The 16364-nt window shown below is 39.4% G+C and carries 17 protein-coding genes; 11 read left to right on the plus strand and 6 right to left on the minus strand.

Annotation, left to right across the window (positions count from 1 at the left end):
• Positions 1-3: 3 nt before the first annotated feature.
• From M1E86_RS09350 to yajD, 6 genes are all read left to right on the plus strand, one after another.
• Positions 4-1128 (plus strand): ABC transporter permease, encoded by a 1125-nt coding sequence (locus M1E86_RS09350; RefSeq protein WP_185746949.1) that lies wholly within the window; start codon positions 4-6, stop codon positions 1126-1128.
• Positions 1129-1329: 201 nt separating this feature from the next.
• On the plus strand, positions 1330-1893 hold the full coding sequence (gene ahpC, locus M1E86_RS09355; protein ID WP_004910793.1) for an alkyl hydroperoxide reductase subunit C: 564 nt from the start codon (positions 1330-1332) through the stop codon (positions 1891-1893).
• A gap of 118 nt (positions 1894-2011) precedes the next feature.
• A complete protein-coding gene (gene ahpF, locus M1E86_RS09360; RefSeq protein ID WP_213912756.1) occupies positions 2012-3586 on the plus strand; it encodes an alkyl hydroperoxide reductase subunit F in 1575 nt (524 codons plus the stop codon).
• A 492-nt stretch (positions 3587-4078) separates the two neighbouring features.
• Positions 4079-5056, plus strand: a complete 978-nt coding sequence (locus M1E86_RS09365) for a DUF1852 domain-containing protein (RefSeq protein WP_213912755.1) — start codon at positions 4079-4081, stop codon at positions 5054-5056.
• A gap of 29 nt (positions 5057-5085) precedes the next feature.
• Positions 5086-6117: a methionine synthase gene (locus M1E86_RS09370; protein WP_125894465.1), complete on the plus strand. Its 1032-nt coding sequence runs from the start codon at positions 5086-5088 to the stop codon at positions 6115-6117.
• Positions 6118-6289: 172 nt separating this feature from the next.
• A complete protein-coding gene (yajD, locus tag M1E86_RS09375; RefSeq protein WP_102140678.1) occupies positions 6290-6637 on the plus strand; it encodes an HNH nuclease YajD in 348 nt (115 codons plus the stop codon).
• Between the two features lie 82 nt (positions 6638-6719).
• Here yajD and M1E86_RS09380 read toward each other — a convergent pair whose 3' ends face one another.
• Both M1E86_RS09380 and M1E86_RS09385 read right to left on the minus strand, forming a co-directional pair.
• The gene (locus M1E86_RS09380) at positions 6720-7301 is read right to left on the minus strand and encodes a YebB family permuted papain-like enzyme (protein ID WP_125894467.1); all 582 of its coding nucleotides are present in this window, start codon (positions 7299-7301) and stop codon (positions 6720-6722) included.
• 93 nt (positions 7302-7394) lie between these two features.
• Positions 7395-8882 (minus strand): PLP-dependent aminotransferase family protein, encoded by a 1488-nt coding sequence (locus M1E86_RS09385; protein ID WP_426099374.1) that lies wholly within the window; start codon positions 8880-8882, stop codon positions 7395-7397.
• A gap of 103 nt (positions 8883-8985) precedes the next feature.
• Here M1E86_RS09385 and M1E86_RS09390 point away from each other — a divergent pair, with 103 nt between their 5' ends.
• On the plus strand, positions 8986-9444 hold the full coding sequence (locus M1E86_RS09390; RefSeq protein ID WP_125894471.1) for a GNAT family N-acetyltransferase: 459 nt from the start codon (positions 8986-8988) through the stop codon (positions 9442-9444).
• Between the two features lie 98 nt (positions 9445-9542).
• Here the strand turns inward: M1E86_RS09390 and M1E86_RS09395 are convergent, their stop codons facing one another.
• From M1E86_RS09395 to M1E86_RS09410, 4 genes are all read right to left on the minus strand, one after another.
• On the minus strand, positions 9543-10091 hold the full coding sequence (locus M1E86_RS09395; protein WP_213912753.1) for an NADAR family protein: 549 nt from the start codon (positions 10089-10091) through the stop codon (positions 9543-9545).
• A 99-nt stretch (positions 10092-10190) separates the two neighbouring features.
• A complete protein-coding gene (locus M1E86_RS09400; protein WP_102140355.1) occupies positions 10191-10913 on the minus strand; it encodes an amino acid ABC transporter ATP-binding protein in 723 nt (240 codons plus the stop codon).
• On the minus strand, positions 10900-11664 hold the full coding sequence (locus M1E86_RS09405) for an amino acid ABC transporter permease (protein ID WP_102140354.1): 765 nt from the start codon (positions 11662-11664) through the stop codon (positions 10900-10902). The genes M1E86_RS09400 and M1E86_RS09405 overlap by 14 nt, the downstream gene beginning before the upstream one ends.
• 65 nt (positions 11665-11729) lie before the next feature.
• Positions 11730-12497 carry a basic amino acid ABC transporter substrate-binding protein gene (locus tag M1E86_RS09410; RefSeq protein ID WP_125894476.1) on the minus strand — a complete coding sequence of 256 codons (768 nt, stop codon included), beginning with the start codon at positions 12495-12497 and terminating at the stop codon, positions 11730-11732.
• 286 nt (positions 12498-12783) lie between these two features.
• Here M1E86_RS09410 and M1E86_RS09415 point away from each other — a divergent pair, with 286 nt between their 5' ends.
• The 4 genes from M1E86_RS09415 to M1E86_RS09430 all read left to right on the plus strand — a co-directional run bounded on the left by M1E86_RS09415 (position 12784) and on the right by M1E86_RS09430 (position 16275).
• Positions 12784-13692, plus strand: coding sequence for an AEC family transporter (locus tag M1E86_RS09415; protein ID WP_213912752.1), 909 nt, complete (start codon positions 12784-12786; stop codon positions 13690-13692).
• A 125-nt stretch (positions 13693-13817) separates the two neighbouring features.
• On the plus strand, positions 13818-15278 hold the full coding sequence (locus tag M1E86_RS09420; protein ID WP_413776207.1) for an AMP nucleosidase: 1461 nt from the start codon (positions 13818-13820) through the stop codon (positions 15276-15278).
• A complete protein-coding gene (locus tag M1E86_RS09425; RefSeq protein WP_213912750.1) occupies positions 15259-15822 on the plus strand; it encodes a GNAT family N-acetyltransferase in 564 nt (187 codons plus the stop codon). Before M1E86_RS09420 ends, M1E86_RS09425 begins: the two co-directional genes overlap by 20 nt.
• A 30-nt stretch (positions 15823-15852) precedes the next feature.
• The gene (locus M1E86_RS09430; RefSeq protein WP_213912749.1) at positions 15853-16275 is read left to right on the plus strand and encodes a helix-turn-helix domain-containing protein; all 423 of its coding nucleotides are present in this window, start codon (positions 15853-15855) and stop codon (positions 16273-16275) included.
• Positions 16276-16364: the final 89 nt, after the last annotated feature.

Below are 16364 nucleotides of genomic sequence, written 5' to 3' on the forward strand. Positions count from 1 at the left end.
ATGATCCGTAAAATTCAGAATATTTTTAACCTAGGCGTCAAAGAATTACGCAGTTTAGGCCGCGATAAAGCGATGTTAGCTTTGATTGTTTTTGCTTTTACGGTGTCGATTTATTCGTCAGCAACCGTGACGCCTGGATCTTTACATAATGCGCCTATTGCGATTGCTGACCAAGATAAATCACAGTTATCAAACCGAATAATCAATAGTTTTTATGCGCCTTATTTCTTACCCCCTGTTGATATTACGCCAGACCAAATCGATGGTTTGTTAAACCGTGGTTCATATACATTTGCATTAGATATTCCACCTAACTTTCAACGTGATGTACTTGCAGGGCGGCACCCAGAAATTCAAGTCAATATTGATGCGACAAGGATGAGTCAAGCTTTCTTAGGAAATAGTTATATTCAAAATATTACTTTAGGGGAAGTGAATGAGTTTCTAGCAAAATACCGTAGTAATGCGAGTTTACCTGTCGATTTGGAAGTGCGCATGCGCTTTAACCCCAACTTGACGCAGTCGTGGTTTGGTTCTGTTATGGCAATTATTAATAATATCACCATGTTATCAATTGTTTTAACGGGAGCGGCGCTGATCCGCGAGCGGGAACACGGTACAGTCGAGCATTTGATGGTTATGCCACTCACGCCATTTGAAATTATGATGTCGAAAATATGGTCAATGGGACTAGTGGTACTGATTGCATCAGGCGTTTCCTTAATTTTGGTGGTAAAAACATTGCTACAAGTCCCCATCGAAGGGTCTATCTTATTATTTATGTGTGGGGTAGCCCTGAGTCTATTCGCGACAACGTCGATTGGTATCTTTATGGGGACGATTGCGCGGTCTATGCCTCAATTTGGTTTATTGATGATCTTAGTGCTATTACCATTAAATATGCTTTCTGGTGGGATGACAGCGCGAGAAAGTATGCCTCAGCTTGTTCAAGATATTATGTTAACCATGCCGACAACGCACTTTGTTAGCCTAGCTCAGGCTATTTTATATCGCGGTGCTGGCTTCCAAATTGTTTGGCCTCAATTTGCGGTGCTCGTGGTGATTGGCGCTGTTTTCTTTTCCCTCGCACTCATTCGTTTTCGTAAAACGATTGCCACCATGGCATAACGGACTGTACATAAAATAGCCTTTATAAATAGATCTTATAAATAAAACGCTTGCTGAATGGCTCAGCAAGCGTTTTAATGCTTCACCTATTAATTGTTATGACATAGTTAGGTTGTGCCTATCAAATCGATAGCGGGTAATGATTGGATAAAGCTGCTGTAAAACAGTAACTTAATAGGCAACCAAACAGGAGAACATCATATGTCATTAATTAATACTCAAATCAAACCATTTACTAATCAAGCATTTAAAAACGGTGAATTCATCGAAGTTTCTGAAAAAGATGTTGCAGGTAAATGGAGCGTTTTCTTCTTCTATCCAGCAGACTTTACTTTTGTTTGCCCAACTGAATTGGGTGACATTGCAGACCATTACGAAGAATTCCAAAAATTAGGTGTTGAAATTTTCTCTGTTTCTACCGACACACATTTTACCCATAAAGCATGGCACGCAAGCTCAGAAACTATCGGTAAAATCAAATATGCCATGATCGGTGACCCAACAGGTGCATTAACACGTAACTTCGAAAACATGCGTGAAGATGAAGGTTTAGCAGACCGTGGTACTTTCGTTGTTGACCCACAAGGTATTATTCAAGCGATTGAAGTTACTGCAGAAGGCATTGGCCGTGACGCTTCAGATTTACTGCGTAAAGTAAAAGCGGCGCAATATGTTGCTAGCCACCCAGGTGAAGTTTGCCCAGCTAAATGGAAAGAAGGTGATGCAACGCTGTCTCCATCTTTGGACTTAGTCGGCAAAATCTAATTAATCTAACTTGATTGATTAATTACTGAATAATTCAGGTTGCAGGTGTTTAGGCCTGCAACTTGGATCATGACGGGTATATGTACCCGATTTTACGATAAAAATTAAAGGGGATTACATGCTCGACAATAATTTACAGGCACAATTGAAAGCCTATTTAGAACGTTTAACTAAACCCGTTGAATTAGTTGCTAATATAGATGACAGCCAAAAATCAAATGAAATCAAACAGCTGTTAGAACAAATTGCATCACTGTCAGATAAAGTTACTGTACGTGAAGAACGCAACAGCGCATTAAGAACACCGTCTTTTTTAATTACTAACCCAGGTACAGATAGTGGTTTGCGTTTTGCAGGCTCACCTCTGGGACATGAATTTACTTCTCTTGTGCTGGCATTATTGCAGATTGGTGGTCATCCATCGAAAGAAGCGCAAGAGTTATTAGAGCAAGTTAAAGGGCTTGAAGGCGAGTTCCACTTTGAAACTTATTATTCTTTATCTTGCCATAACTGCCCAGATGTTGTTCAAGCACTGAACTTAATGGCGGTTTTAAATCCAAATGTTAGTCATACCGCTATTGATGGTGCACTTTTCCAAAATGAAATTGATGAACGCAATGTCATGGGCGTTCCTGCCGTTTTTCTGAATGGAAAAGAGTTTGGCCAAGGCCGTATGACACTCAGTGAAATTGTGAGCAAAGTTGACTCGAATGCCGATGCGCGTGCAGCGAAATCACTGACAGAGCGCGAGCCTTTTGAAGTCCTCGTAATCGGTAGTGGCCCAGCTGGGGCTTCAGCAGCAATCTATACCGCACGTAAAGGGATCCGCACAGGCGTGATAGGCGAGCGTTTTGGTGGGCAAGTGATGGATACGGTTGATATTGAAAACTATATTTCAGTTATCAAAACGGAAGGGGCTATTTTTGCAGGCGCATTGAAGAACCACGTGGACAGCTATGATGTTGATGTCATTGATGGCCAATCAGTTGCAAAACTGATCCCTGCGGCAGAAGAAGGTGGATTACACCAAATCGAAACTGCATCAGGTGGGATCTTAAAATCACGCAGTATTATTATTTCAACGGGGGCTCGCTGGAGAAATATGGGCGTTCCAGGGGAACAAGAATACCGCACGAAAGGCGTCACATTCTGCCCACACTGCGATGGCCCATTATTTAAAGGCAAGCGTGTTGCCGTGATTGGCGGTGGTAACTCAGGTATTGAAGCGGCTATTGACTTAGCGGGTGTCGTTGACCATGTGACTGTGCTGGAGTTTGCGCCAGAACTGAAAGCGGACTCCGTATTGCAGCAAAAAGCACGTAGCATGAAAAATGTGGATATTATCGTTAATGCGCAAACCTTAGAAGTAAAAGGTGATGGCAGTAAAATGACTGGCCTTGAGTATAAAGACCGTACTGATGATAGTGTACATTTATTAGAAGTGGCGGGAGCATTCGTACAAATCGGTTTATTGCCGAATACCAATTGGTTAGGTGACACCGTTGCCAGAAACCGTATGGGCGAAATTGAAATTGACGCACGCAATGAAACCAGTATTAAAGGTATCTTCGCTGCCGGCGACTGTACAACCGTTCCATATAAGCAAATTATTATTTCAGCCGGAGAAGGGGCCAAAGCCGCACTTAGCGCATTTGATTACCTAATCCGCACAAGTACCAGAACCGCTGAATAGGTATAATTTACTTTATATTCAGTGAGTTGTAGTCAAAAGGCACTCGGGGGCGAGTGCCTTTTTTTTGTGCATAATAATACGCCACCTTTTATTATTGTAGCGAATGGTTCTTACTGTATAACCCAAGTGTTTTCTTTATGTATCAAATAAATTTATTTCACTAACCAATGTTCAAACCTTCGCAACGATTATTCGCTTCTCTCAAAATTTAGGAAAGTAAATCTCTTAATACAATGATTTTTCAGAAAAAATAATATTTATTTGTTCTTTGTCACATAATTAAAATAAGTGAAAAAGATGATCATGAAAATCGTTCATGTTTGAAATGAAATTAAGTCGCTTTCACTCAGTCAGCAGCTCTGGCATAAATTAGATAACGCAAACGAATTAACGTATTTACAACATAAAGATTGATGAATGGGTAGCTAAAACTTCTAGTAAATCAAGAAGTCAATTGAGTTTCCATCTTGGAATTTAGGGTGTGACGAGACGATGAACAAAAATTTTACATTTACGATTAAAAGTAGTCTTTTTGATGAAAATTATAATCCTTCTGAAAATACACGTATTACAACTAACTTTGCTAATTTAGCCAGAGGGAAAAATCGCCAAGAAAATTTGCGTAATACGCTTGTCATGATGAACAACCGTTTCAATACCTTGGCCTATTGGGATAACCCTAAAAGTGACCGTTATTCAGTCGAGTTGGAAATTATTTCTGTCGAGATGAGTGTGGAAGGGAATGGTCGCACCTTTCCGGTGATTGAAATATTAAAAACCAATATTGTTGATCATAAAACGGGTGAACGTACTGAAGGTATTGTTGGAAATAATTTTTCATCTTATGTGCGTGATTATGATTTCAGTGTTTTATTGCTAGATCACAATAAAGACCAAGCCAACTTTAGTATCCCAGAAAACTTTGGTGACTTGCATGGGAATATCTTTAAATATTTTGTAAATTCGGACGAATACAAAGCACATTTTAGTAAAGCGCCAGTGATATGCTTAAGTGTATCAAATAAAGATATTTACCACCGAACTGGTAATACCCATCCTATATTGGGTATTGAATATCAGCAAAATGGAGCTTCATTAACGGATCAATATTTTAAAAAGATGGGATTACAGGTTCGTTATTTTATGCCTAAAAATAGTGTTGCACCGTTGGCATTTTATTTTACGGGAGACTTGCTGAGCGATTACAGCAATATTGAATTGATTAGTACAATCAGCACGATGGAAACATTCCAGAAGATTTATCGGCCAGAGATTTACAATGCGAACTCTGTGGCGGGGCCATGTTACCAACCGAGTTTGACAAACCAAGACTATTCATTAACAAAAATTGTTTATGACCGCGAAGAACGTAGCCGATTGGCTATTGAGCAGGGAAAATATACAGAAGAACACTTTATTGAACCCTATAAGCATATTCTAGAGCAATGGTCTGCTAACTACGCGCTTTGATTCATTATAAAAATTTAAGGTCAATTATTATGAAAACATTATTACCAACATCTACCGCAGGCAGCTTACCAAAGCCTTCTTGGCTTGCTCAGCCAGAGACTCTTTGGTCTCCTTGGAAGTTGGAAAACGAAGAACTTGTAGAGGGAAAACAAGATGCACTGCGCTTGTCCCTAGAAGATCAACTGCGCGCAGGAATTGATATTGTTAGCGATGGTGAACAAACGCGTCAGCACTTTGTGACGACATTTATTGAGCATCTCAATGGCGTTGATTTTGAAAAGCGAGAAGTGGTTAAAATTCGCGATCGCTATGATGCGAGCGTGCCGACGGTGGTTGGAGCGGTTGAACGCCAAAAACCTGTTTTTGTGGAAGATGCTAAATTTTTACGTAAGTTAACGAACCAGCCGATAAAATGGGCGCTTCCTGGCCCAATGACAATGATTGATACACTGTATGATAACCATTACAAAAGTCGTGAAAAACTGGCATGGGAATTTGCTAAGATTTTGAACCAAGAGGCAAAAGAGCTTGAAGCAGCGGGGGTTGATATTATTCAATTTGATGAGCCTGCTTTTAATGTATTTTTTGATGAAGTGAACGATTGGGGTGTAGCTGCATTAGAAAGAGCCATTGAAGGGCTAAAATGTGAAACCGCAGTTCATATTTGTTATGGATACGGCATCAAAGCCAATACTGATTGGAAGAAGACTCTGGGTTCTGAGTGGCGACAATATGAAGAGGCTTTCCCAAAACTGCAAACCTCGAATATCGATATTATCTCTTTGGAATGTCATAACTCTCATGTTCCCATGGACTTAATTGAACTTATTCGCGGCAAAAAAGTGATGGTGGGGGCGATTGACGTAGCGAGCAATATCATCGAAACACCAGAGGAAGTCGCTAATACATTACGTAAAGCGCTCCAATTTGTCGATGCAGACAAGCTTTATCCATCCACTAACTGTGGTATGGCACCGTTATCTCGTCGTGTTGCAACGGGTAAGCTTAATGCATTAAGCGCAGGGGCTGAGATTATCCGCAGAGAATTATTGAATAAGTAATCTAAGGATAAATTAACGAATAAAAGGACCCAGAGTTGATGACGAGCCCGATAAAATAGGCGTTGTCATCATATCTGGGTTTTTTGTTGTTTTGAGTTTCTTTTTTTGCTCTAAACTGAGGTATATTAGGCGTATTATCTCAAAATTACTATTTTCAACAGGAATATCGGCAATGGCTTTGATCCCTAAAAACTATGCGCGATTAGAAAGTGGCTATCGTGAAAAAGCACTTAAAATTTACCCATGGGTTTGTGGACGCTGCACCCGCGAGTTTGTGTATTCAAATTTGCGTGAATTAACCGTGCATCATATCGACCATGATCATACCAATAACCCAGAAGATGGCAGCAATTGGGAGCTATTATGCCTATTTTGTCATGATCATGAGCATTCGAAGTATACAGAAGCTGAAATGTATGGCACGAATGTCGTGGCAGGGGAAGATGCGCAAAATGACGTTGAGGCAGCAACTTATAACCCGTTTGCTGACTTGAAATCGATGTTAAATAAGAAAAAATAAGTCTCATTGTAAATTCAGTCGATTATATCAAAAAGCACTCTATTGAGTGCTTTCTTGTGTGAGTTTACATCCGTATTGGTTGTTAATGTATATCCTCATGACTGCGGTATATGAGCGATAATTCAGGGTGATGCCATAGACTTGCAGGAGTCACTGTTTTACGTTCCCATGGAATTTGTCCAATAAACCATAATTTCCAAAAAGTTAATTTTGCATTCGGGTTTTTAGTTAATAATTCTTTGAAGGTTTCTAATTCCCCTATTTGAACTGATAACGCAGATTGATAAATATCGAAAACAAACTTTGAACAAAACTGCCTAGAAGACTCATAATTAAATCCAGTGTGATAAAACTTATTTAAACGAGCAGGAACTTCGGAAACTAATGCAGATTTTTGTTCATTGGTTAATGTATGAGTAAATCGACGTACACTGTAACGTTTATCCGATGAACGGGCAATAAAGCGAGATAGGGTCGTGGTTGTTGAAAGCGGAACGCGACTTTCTGCAATCAAATAGTCTTCGCCATTATGGCCGACAATCATACCAACATGGTTACTCCAACATAAAGACGCCGAGGCTATTTGCCGAAATAACTCGGTTCCAATACTGGTAAAGACAACATCGCCAACTTCGTACTCATGGGGATAATTTATTTTTGTCATAAAAGTACCTCAATATAAACAATGCTATTAAGGTACAGTTATAAAGACTAGAAAAATTCTCGCTATCGGATAAACGCTGAAAATCATTCTTGTTTAACTAGGGTATATATTAGTCAATTGTTCACTAAGTAATTTTATATTGCTAATTATCTCGTCTTCACAATGAGCGGCATAGCCGAAAAGGAGCGCATTTTGGTGAGAACTTTGAATACAGTAGCGCGATAACGGTTGTGCTCCAAAGTCTAACAGACGGCATTGGTTAAGGATCACGTTAGTATCATAACCGTCTTTAACCCAACAGACAGTATGAATGCCTGAATCCGTCATTTGTACATTAAATAGGTGAGGGAGATAGTGATTAATGGCATTGATAAACGTATTTTGCCTATCGTAGCATATCTTCCGTATTTTTCTGACATGGCGTGCATAGTGGCCTTCTTGGATAAACTGGGCTAAAGCGGCCTGTTCTAAATAACCACAATGGCTATCGCTATAATATTTCATCATGGTGAATGCCTCACTCAGAACTTCTGGCACAATTAAGAAGCCTAAACGAAAGCCAGGATACATCATTTTAGAAAATGTCCCTGCATAAATAACACGTTGATGGTTATCTAAGCCTTGTAGCGCTTGAATTGGCTTTGATAAAAAGCGAAATTCACTGTTGTAGTCATCCTCAAAAACACATGCGTTGTTTTGCTGTGCCCAATCCAATAATGCTAAACGCCGCGGTAAGCTGAGGGTTGTGCCTAGCGGAAACTGGTGAGAAGGCGTGGTATAAATTAATTTTGCTGTTTCATGGTGTTTTGCACCGTAGGCAATATCCATCCCTTCTCTGTCAGATGGAATAGCAGCAATATCAGCACCTGCGGCGGTGAAAATAGCTCTGGCGCTATCATAGCCAGGGTCATCTAACCATACTTTGTCCCCTTGCTGTAATAAGATTTTTGCTACTAAATTAATGGCTTGTTGCGTCCCATTAACAATAATAATTTGTTGTGGTTTGCAGTGAACCCCGCGAGTCGAACGGACGTAATCTACCAATAAGTTTTTTAGCGGTGTATAGCCATCAGGATGATTAAAATGTGCAATCGTTTGTTTGGATTTACGCCAAACACGGCCTAATAGTCTTCCCCATAATTCATGTGGAAATTGGTCAACACAGCCAATACCAATATTAAACATTTGGTACTTGTTGGTGTTTGGGCGCGATTTTTCCCATAAGTTCGTTAAAGTAGAAACTTGGGGATTCAGATTTAATGCAGAATATCTAGATTGGTCACTTTGCTTAGTACTATCTATGGTGCCAACTAATTCATCAGGAATGTGGGGAGAAACATAAGTTCCCGAGCCTTTTTTGGAATAAATATATCCTTCATCAATTAATCGTTCAAACCCAGCAATGACCGAGTTTCGTGAGATCGACATCATTTCGTCTAATGCTCTAGAGGAGGGGAGTTTAATGCCGACAGCAATACGACCATCTAAAATAGCGTTACGTATTGTGTGATAAACATTTTCCTTAATATAGCCTTCTTCAAGTAAAAGTAATGGAAACTGTGCATGCTGTTGGCGGCGCATAAAGTGGATCCTAAATAAATAACAAAAGTGTCTCTTATACAGAGCCAGATTGCTATGTACTATAGCGCCATTATGTAATATGTCTATAAATGGAAGGGTTATTATGAATAAAACGGCATTACCAGTGACAGTAGAATTCGTTACTCCTGATCATTACTCAGCATGGTTAGTATATTGGTTGGAATACCAAAAATTTTATAAAGTCGATTTAAGTGAAGAGATTACCTTAAAAGCATGGGCGCGTTTTTTTGATGAGAATGAACCTATGTATTGTGCTGTTGCTCTTGAAAATGGCAAAGTTGTTGGCTTTGTGAATTATTTATTTCACCGGTCAACATGGGCTGAAAATGATTTTTGCTACCTTGAAGATTTATATGTGGCGCCAGAAATGAGAGGGCGGCATGTCGGGAAGCAATTAATTGAATTTGTACATGCACAAGCACAAGAAAAACAATGTGGCCGCTTATATTGGCATACACAAGAAACCAATCTACGTGGGCAAAAATTGTATAACTGGGTGGCAGAAAAACCTGGTGTGATTGAATATAGGATGCCTTTGTAATAAAGCTCAGTAGTATATCCTATATTTTGATAAAATATGGGCAGGCCCGCGGTTTAACAACAACGGGCTTTTCTGTCTTATCAGAAAATAAGCAAAAATTAGCGTGTTAAATTGGCTAGCTGACTTCTAACGTCCATTAATGCGAAACCGAGCAGATTTAACCCTTTCCATGTTAATGGGTTTTCAATATTTTCCGCATCCTCAGCGAGGCCTATTCCCCATATTTTATCGACAGGGCTAGCTTCAACGAGTACACGCTCATTTGTGGAGAGTAAAAATTGTCCCAATTCTTTATTCTGAGAAAATTTTGCCATATTAGCCGCAACGACAATAGCAAAACGGTTTTCATCCCAAACATATTGCTTAAACCCACGAACTTCACGGCCAAATGCTTTAGCCGCTCCAGGATTTGGTGCATAAATAATTTTATCCAGCGTTTCAAAATCGCCAAATAAGCGTGCTTTCTCGGCCATCATAAAATGTTCTGCACTGGCAAAGCGGTGGTTATTGACAATAAATGGGGAAGGGTACCATTGGCTGAAACAGCTTTTTGTTATTTGATTTTGTTTGGTTTGGTGGCCCCAGAAGAAAACATATTTAAATTTTTTCCCTGAGCGATATTGTTTGCAGAGGCTTGTGATATCCATAAATTAAACTTTATTAAGTAATAATATTCTTAGCATATCGATAATAAAAAGATTTGGATATCAGAAAAACCTGCTTAGCATGCTAAGCAGGTAATAAAACTAAAGTACTTTACTTAAAAATTCCGCAGTTCGTGGGTTTTTAGGTGCAGTAAAGAGTTGTTCTGGTGTGCCTTCTTCTTGAATGATACCTTGGTCAATGAACATGACTCGATCAGCAACTTCACGCGCAAATCCCATTTCATGGGTGACGATGACCATCGTCATACCTTCATTCGCAAGAGTTTTCATCACGGAAAGTACTTCACCAACTAATTCGGGGTCAAGTGCAGATGTCGGCTCATCAAATAACAAGATGGATGGCTGCATAGCTAACGCTCGGGCAATCGCAACTCGTTGCTGCTGCCCTCCAGATAAACTGGCTGGCCATGCATCAATTTTATCTAACAGTCCTACTTTGATCAGGAGTTGCTCAGCTTGCTTAAGCGCCACTTCTTTTTTTATCCCTTTCACTAAGGTAGGGGCCATCATCAAGTTTTCTAACACAGTCATGTGAGGGAATAGGTTAAAACGCTGAAACACCATCCCCACATTTTCCCTCATCTTATTTAAATCAGTTTTAGGATCATGAACGTCAAAGCCATTGACTTTAATCTCACCGCCATCTGGACGTTCTAGTGCATTTAAACAGCGTAGAAAGGTGCTTTTTCCTGAACCAGAAGGGCCAATGACACAAATCACTTCTTGAGGTTTAACTTCGCAAGAAATGCCTCTAAGTACATGGGCATCGCCAAATTTCTTTTGTAAATTATTAACGTAAATCACTTCTGCCCAACCTTCTTTCCATATATTGCACCAACTGAGCAAGTATAAATGTCAGCATCCAATAAATCACAGATATCGTTAAGTAGGGTTCCCAATATGTTGCATAAGCCCCGGACACGGTTCTCGCTGCATAAGCGAGATCTGCCAAGCCGATAGCGGAAGCGAGGGAGGAATCTTTGACAATCGCGATGGCATTATTTCCCAGTGGGGGAAGAATGCGACGGAAAGCTTGCGGAAGAATAACCTTCCGCATTGTTTTTGCCCAACTCATGCCAAGAGCACGAGAAGCCTCCATTTGTCCTTTATCAATAGATTGAATACCCGCACGGAAAATTTCAGAGACATAAGCCCCTGAGTTTAAAGTAATTGCAATGACACAAGATAGAAATGCGCCGTAATCGGAACGAAGCATTTTAGCGGTGTCAACGGACATTATCCCAGATGTAACAAATAACCCATCACGAGGGTTAATGAATAATGGCACTAAGGCAAAGTGAACAACCATTATTTGAACGAATAGCGGGGTACCACGAAAGGCACTGACATAGAAACGAACCGGCCACTGCACAAAATAATGCAAAATAGGTTTCCAAATTCCTTGTTCAGCTTTGGCCGTTCTTCCTAAGCCGAGGGTTAACCCCCATAGTGAGCCTAAAATAACGCAGATGATGGTCGCTTTTATCGTCATCATTGCGCCTTCAGCAAATAATGGAGCGTATTCTTCAATTATTTCCCAACGAAACGCAGACATCTTAATGTTCACCCTGATTTATAACGTGAAAAAGCCATCCAAGGATGGCCTTAAGTTAGATTAAATTATTGTTTTGGTAATTGAGGAACGTTTTCATCAAACCATTTTTGGTAAATTTTATTGTACGTACCATCTGCGATGATCTTATTTAAACCATTATTAATTTTTTGCTGTAATTCACTATTTCCTTTTGCGACAGCAATACCAAAATATTGTTTTTCGAAATGGTTATCGTAGATCAGTTTAAATTTTTTCTCAGGGTGAGTTTTTATGTAGTATTTAATGACACCGACATCACCAACAGCTGCATCAATGCCATCTTCAAACAGTTCTTGTAATAAAAGCGGGGTATTGTCGAAACGTTTAATTGCAGTGCTATTTTTGCCGATTACGTCAGAAACAACGATATCACCAGTGCTGGAGTTTACGACACCCACATTCAGGTTTTTTAAACTATTTAAGTCTTTTACATCAGAGGTTTCGCTGATGACGATCGCTTGTTCAGCAGGAAAATAAGGGTTAGAAAAATCAACCATATTTTTGCGTTTATCTGTAATCGTGATCCCTGAAATTAAAATGTCTCTATCACCAGACGACAAGGTTGCAAAGATCCCTTCCCAAGGTGTATTGACAAGTTTAACGTCAAAACCTTCTGCTTCTGCAACCGCTTTAATAATATCAATATCAAAGCCTTCAAGCTGTTTTTGGCTATTTTCATATTCGAATGGACGGTAAGTCCCACCAGCACCAACGGTATAGCTTTCTTTTGCGTAAACATTCCCGGCGAAGGCTGCCAATGACATACAGCCAGCAAAAACGAGTTTTTTAAACATACCAACCTCTTTAATTATGCATTTATAGTGAATAAAAATACATAATATTTCTGTTATAGGCAAATGATTTTTTATATAAGAAAGTGGATAATTTTAGGGTTTAATTTTTTATGGGTGGAAAAGTATTTATTTAAAGATAAATAAGTGAAAGTTGATTAAATCGAAAATAAATTGATAAAAGTAAAATATAGGAATAGCGCTTTTTTTACCTATCAGTTACAAAAATTTAACGATAGACTAATTAGCAAACTCACTCAATACTCGAATAAAAACAGATTACGCTCTCATGGATAAGATTCTATTAGTTTTGTGGCCATTATTTGCTCTCATTGCAATGGGGTTTGTATTACGACGCTCAACAATATTGACGACTGATTTTTGGCCGAGTGCGGAAAAATTAAACTACTTTATTTTGTTTCCCGCACTGTTAATTAACAGTTTAGCCACCGCGCCTTTGGATAATCCTAAGTTACCCTATCTAGCGAGTGCTATCCTTTGTGTTTTAGCGATTAGCTCTGCACTAACTCTAGGTTGTAAATATTTATTCAAAATACCTATCCCGAGGTTTGGTGCGTATATCCAAGGAATTACGCGGTTTAATACTTATTTAGGGTTGGCTACTGTTGCTGATTTATTTGGCAAAGAAGGGATCGCTATTGCTGCGGTAATTATGGCTGTTTTGGTGCCAAGCTGTAATGTCATTGCGGTACTTTCGTTATCTTCGGGGCAAAAGGTTTCAGTTAAGCAAATTTTATTACCGATCATAAAAAATCCATTAATCATTTCCTGTGTCGTTGGTGTGTTATTAAATATATCACCTATCGGATTGCCATTTGGCTCTGACCAATTTTTAAAATTACTCGCAGCCGCCAGCTTGCCACTGGGGTTAATATGTATTGGGGCCGCATTACAAACAGCAACGCTAAGAAATGAATTTAAACCTATTATGGCATCGACATTGTTACGTTTATTTCTTATGCCTATTTTAGCGGTAACAGTGGCGGGGCTATTTTCGTTGCCAAATCTTGAAACCGTCCTATTAGTACTATTTTTTGCTATCCCTACGGCGCCAACAGCCTATATTTTAACGCGTCAGTTAAATGGAGATAGCCAACTAATGGCAGGTATAATTACATTACAAACCGTGGCAGCGGTGTTTACATTACCAATTGTTCTATCCTTTGTAGTGCATTGATCATGATAATAAATGCATTGCTGAAGATATAAGTACATTAATCGCAATATATTTTGCAACTATCACATTGATACTCTATGTTATCGGAGATGATTTTATCTGATGATAAGGAGTTGTGTGTGTCTTTGGAAAAATGCCAGAAATATGAAAACTTATCTATTGACGATGTTTTAGATAAACTTTCGTTGTTATATAGCAATGCAATTGATTCATTAAGAGATGCTATCGCTATTTATGTAGAAGAAGGCCGCATACCAGATATTACTGAAAGGGATAATGGGTTATTTGCTTACCCTGAGCTGTGTGTTACATGGGAAGGGAAAGTCGATCACTGTGAAAAAACACGTGCTTATGCACGCTTTGTTAAACGCGGTAATTACACCATTACAGTGACTCAGCCAGAGCTATTTCGTGCTTATTTAGTTGAGCAACTGTCTATTTTGCAGCAAGATTATGATGTCACTTTTGCTGTTCGCCCTTCAAAAATTGAAATTCCTTATCCTTTTGTCATTGATGGTTCAGACTTAGTGTTGGATAGGAGTATAAGCAGTCATTTAGCTGCACATTTTCCGATAACCGATTTATCTCATATCAGCGATGATATTACAGATGGTTTGTACTCTGCTACGGATGCAATGCCGCTGTCTCATTTTGATGCATTGCGTGTGGATTTTTCATTAGCGCGTTTGAAACACTATACAGGAACCCCTCCTGAACATGTCCAACCGTACATTTTATTCACCAATTATAATCGCTATGTTGATGAATTTGTGAATTGGGCATGTGAACAAGTCCGTGATCCTGAAAGTCGTTATATTGCATTATCTTGTGTAGGACATAATTATTTAACTGATGAGAATGCAGACCCACAAATTGCCACTTCTGATTTAACCTGGAAAAAATTTCAAATGCCTGCATATCATCTAATCGCGAGAGATGGTGCAGGAATTACTTTAGTGAATATTGGTGTTGGGCCTTCAAATGCAAAGAATATTTGTGATCACTTAGCGGTTTTACGACCACATGCTTGGTTGATGATTGGCCATTGTGGCGGGTTAAGAGAAAGCCAAAAAATTGGCGATTATGTTTTGGCCCATGCCTATTTGCGTGATGACCATATTCTTGATGATGTATTACCGCCAGATATTCCTATTCCAAGTATAGCGGAAGTCCAACGCGCCTTATATGACGCAACAAAACAAGTTAGTAATATGCCTGGGGAATTGGTAAAACAACGTCTCAGAACAGGAACCGTTGTTACAACCGACGACCGAAATTGGGAATTACGTTTTTTTGCAACAGCTCGCCGTTTTAACTTAAGCCGCGCGGTCGCAGTGGATATGGAAAGTGCCACAATTGCAGCTCAGGGTTATCGTTTCAGGGTTCCCTATGGCACGCTGTTATGTGTTTCTGATAAACCATTGCATGGCGAGATTAAATTACCCGGTCAAGCCAACAGTTTTTATGAAGGTGCAATCTCAGAACACTTGCAAATAGGTATTCGTGCTATTGATTTATTAAGGCAAGAAGGGGATAAATTACACTCAAGGAAATTGAGAACATTTGATGAACCCCCATTTAGATAGCAAGGAGATGCAATCAATGGCTGTAATACCTGTGCTTGAAACAGAAAGATTGATATTAAATAAACACCAAGTGAGTGATTTTCCTGCACTTGCGAAATTATGGGCAACTGAGTCGATGGTTCGCTACATTGGTGGTATGCCATCTAGCGACCGCGAATCATGGATGCGCATGCTAGCTTATGGTGGTTTATGGCCGTTATTAGGATTTGGTTATTGGGCTGTCCGTGAAAAAGCAAGTGGCCAGTATATTGGTGATTTAGGGTTTGCTGATTTCCATCGCATGGTTGAACCCCAAGTTAAAGGTATTCCAGAAGCGGGTTGGGTCATTGCACCTGAATTTCAAGGAAAAGGTTACGCAACAGAAGCAATGAAGGCCGCATTGTCTTGGCTAGTAAAAGAAAATAAGTTCCGGCAATCTATTTGTTTTATTGAGCCGAGGAACTTAGCCTCTTTACGGGTGGCTGAAAAGTTGGGTTACGTAGTTGACCGTGAAATTTTTATGAATGGCGCAATCACGGTATTATTACGGCAACAATTAGCTTAAGTTGTGAATGTTAGAGCGGGTTATAATTTCATGCATGATGAACTGGATATTTCTCAAGTTAGCCAATTATCAGGTCTAGCGGCATCAACCTTACGTTATTATGAAGAAAAAGGGTTGATTAAACCGATTGGGCGCAAGGGGTTAAAACGGGTTTATCAAGGGAAAGATGTTATCACCCGCTTATCTTTAATTGCATTAGGGCAAGAAGCTAAATTTACACTCGACGAAATTGCTATCATGCTCAATCATAAGGATGGCCCTAATATTGAACGTGCGAGCTTACTTGAAAAAGCTGAAGAGATTGAGCAAACCATACAGGGGTTATTAGCCTTAAAAAAGGGTATTTTGCATATTGCGAACTGCCCTGAAGAAAATCACTTTTTATGCCCTAATTTTAAAAAAATTATGGAAAACAGCTTAAAATTAAACTCACTAAAGAAAAGTCAGCGTTAAATATTATCCCACTATTGATAATAATCAATCCTATTTTTAAGCATAGAATGGGATTGATTCTCTGATTAAACTCCTAAGATTACCGTCAC

The sequence above is a fragment of the Providencia sp. PROV200 genome, assembly GCF_049901995.1.
GTDB lineage: Bacteria > Pseudomonadota > Gammaproteobacteria > Enterobacterales > Enterobacteriaceae > Providencia > Providencia rettgeri_E.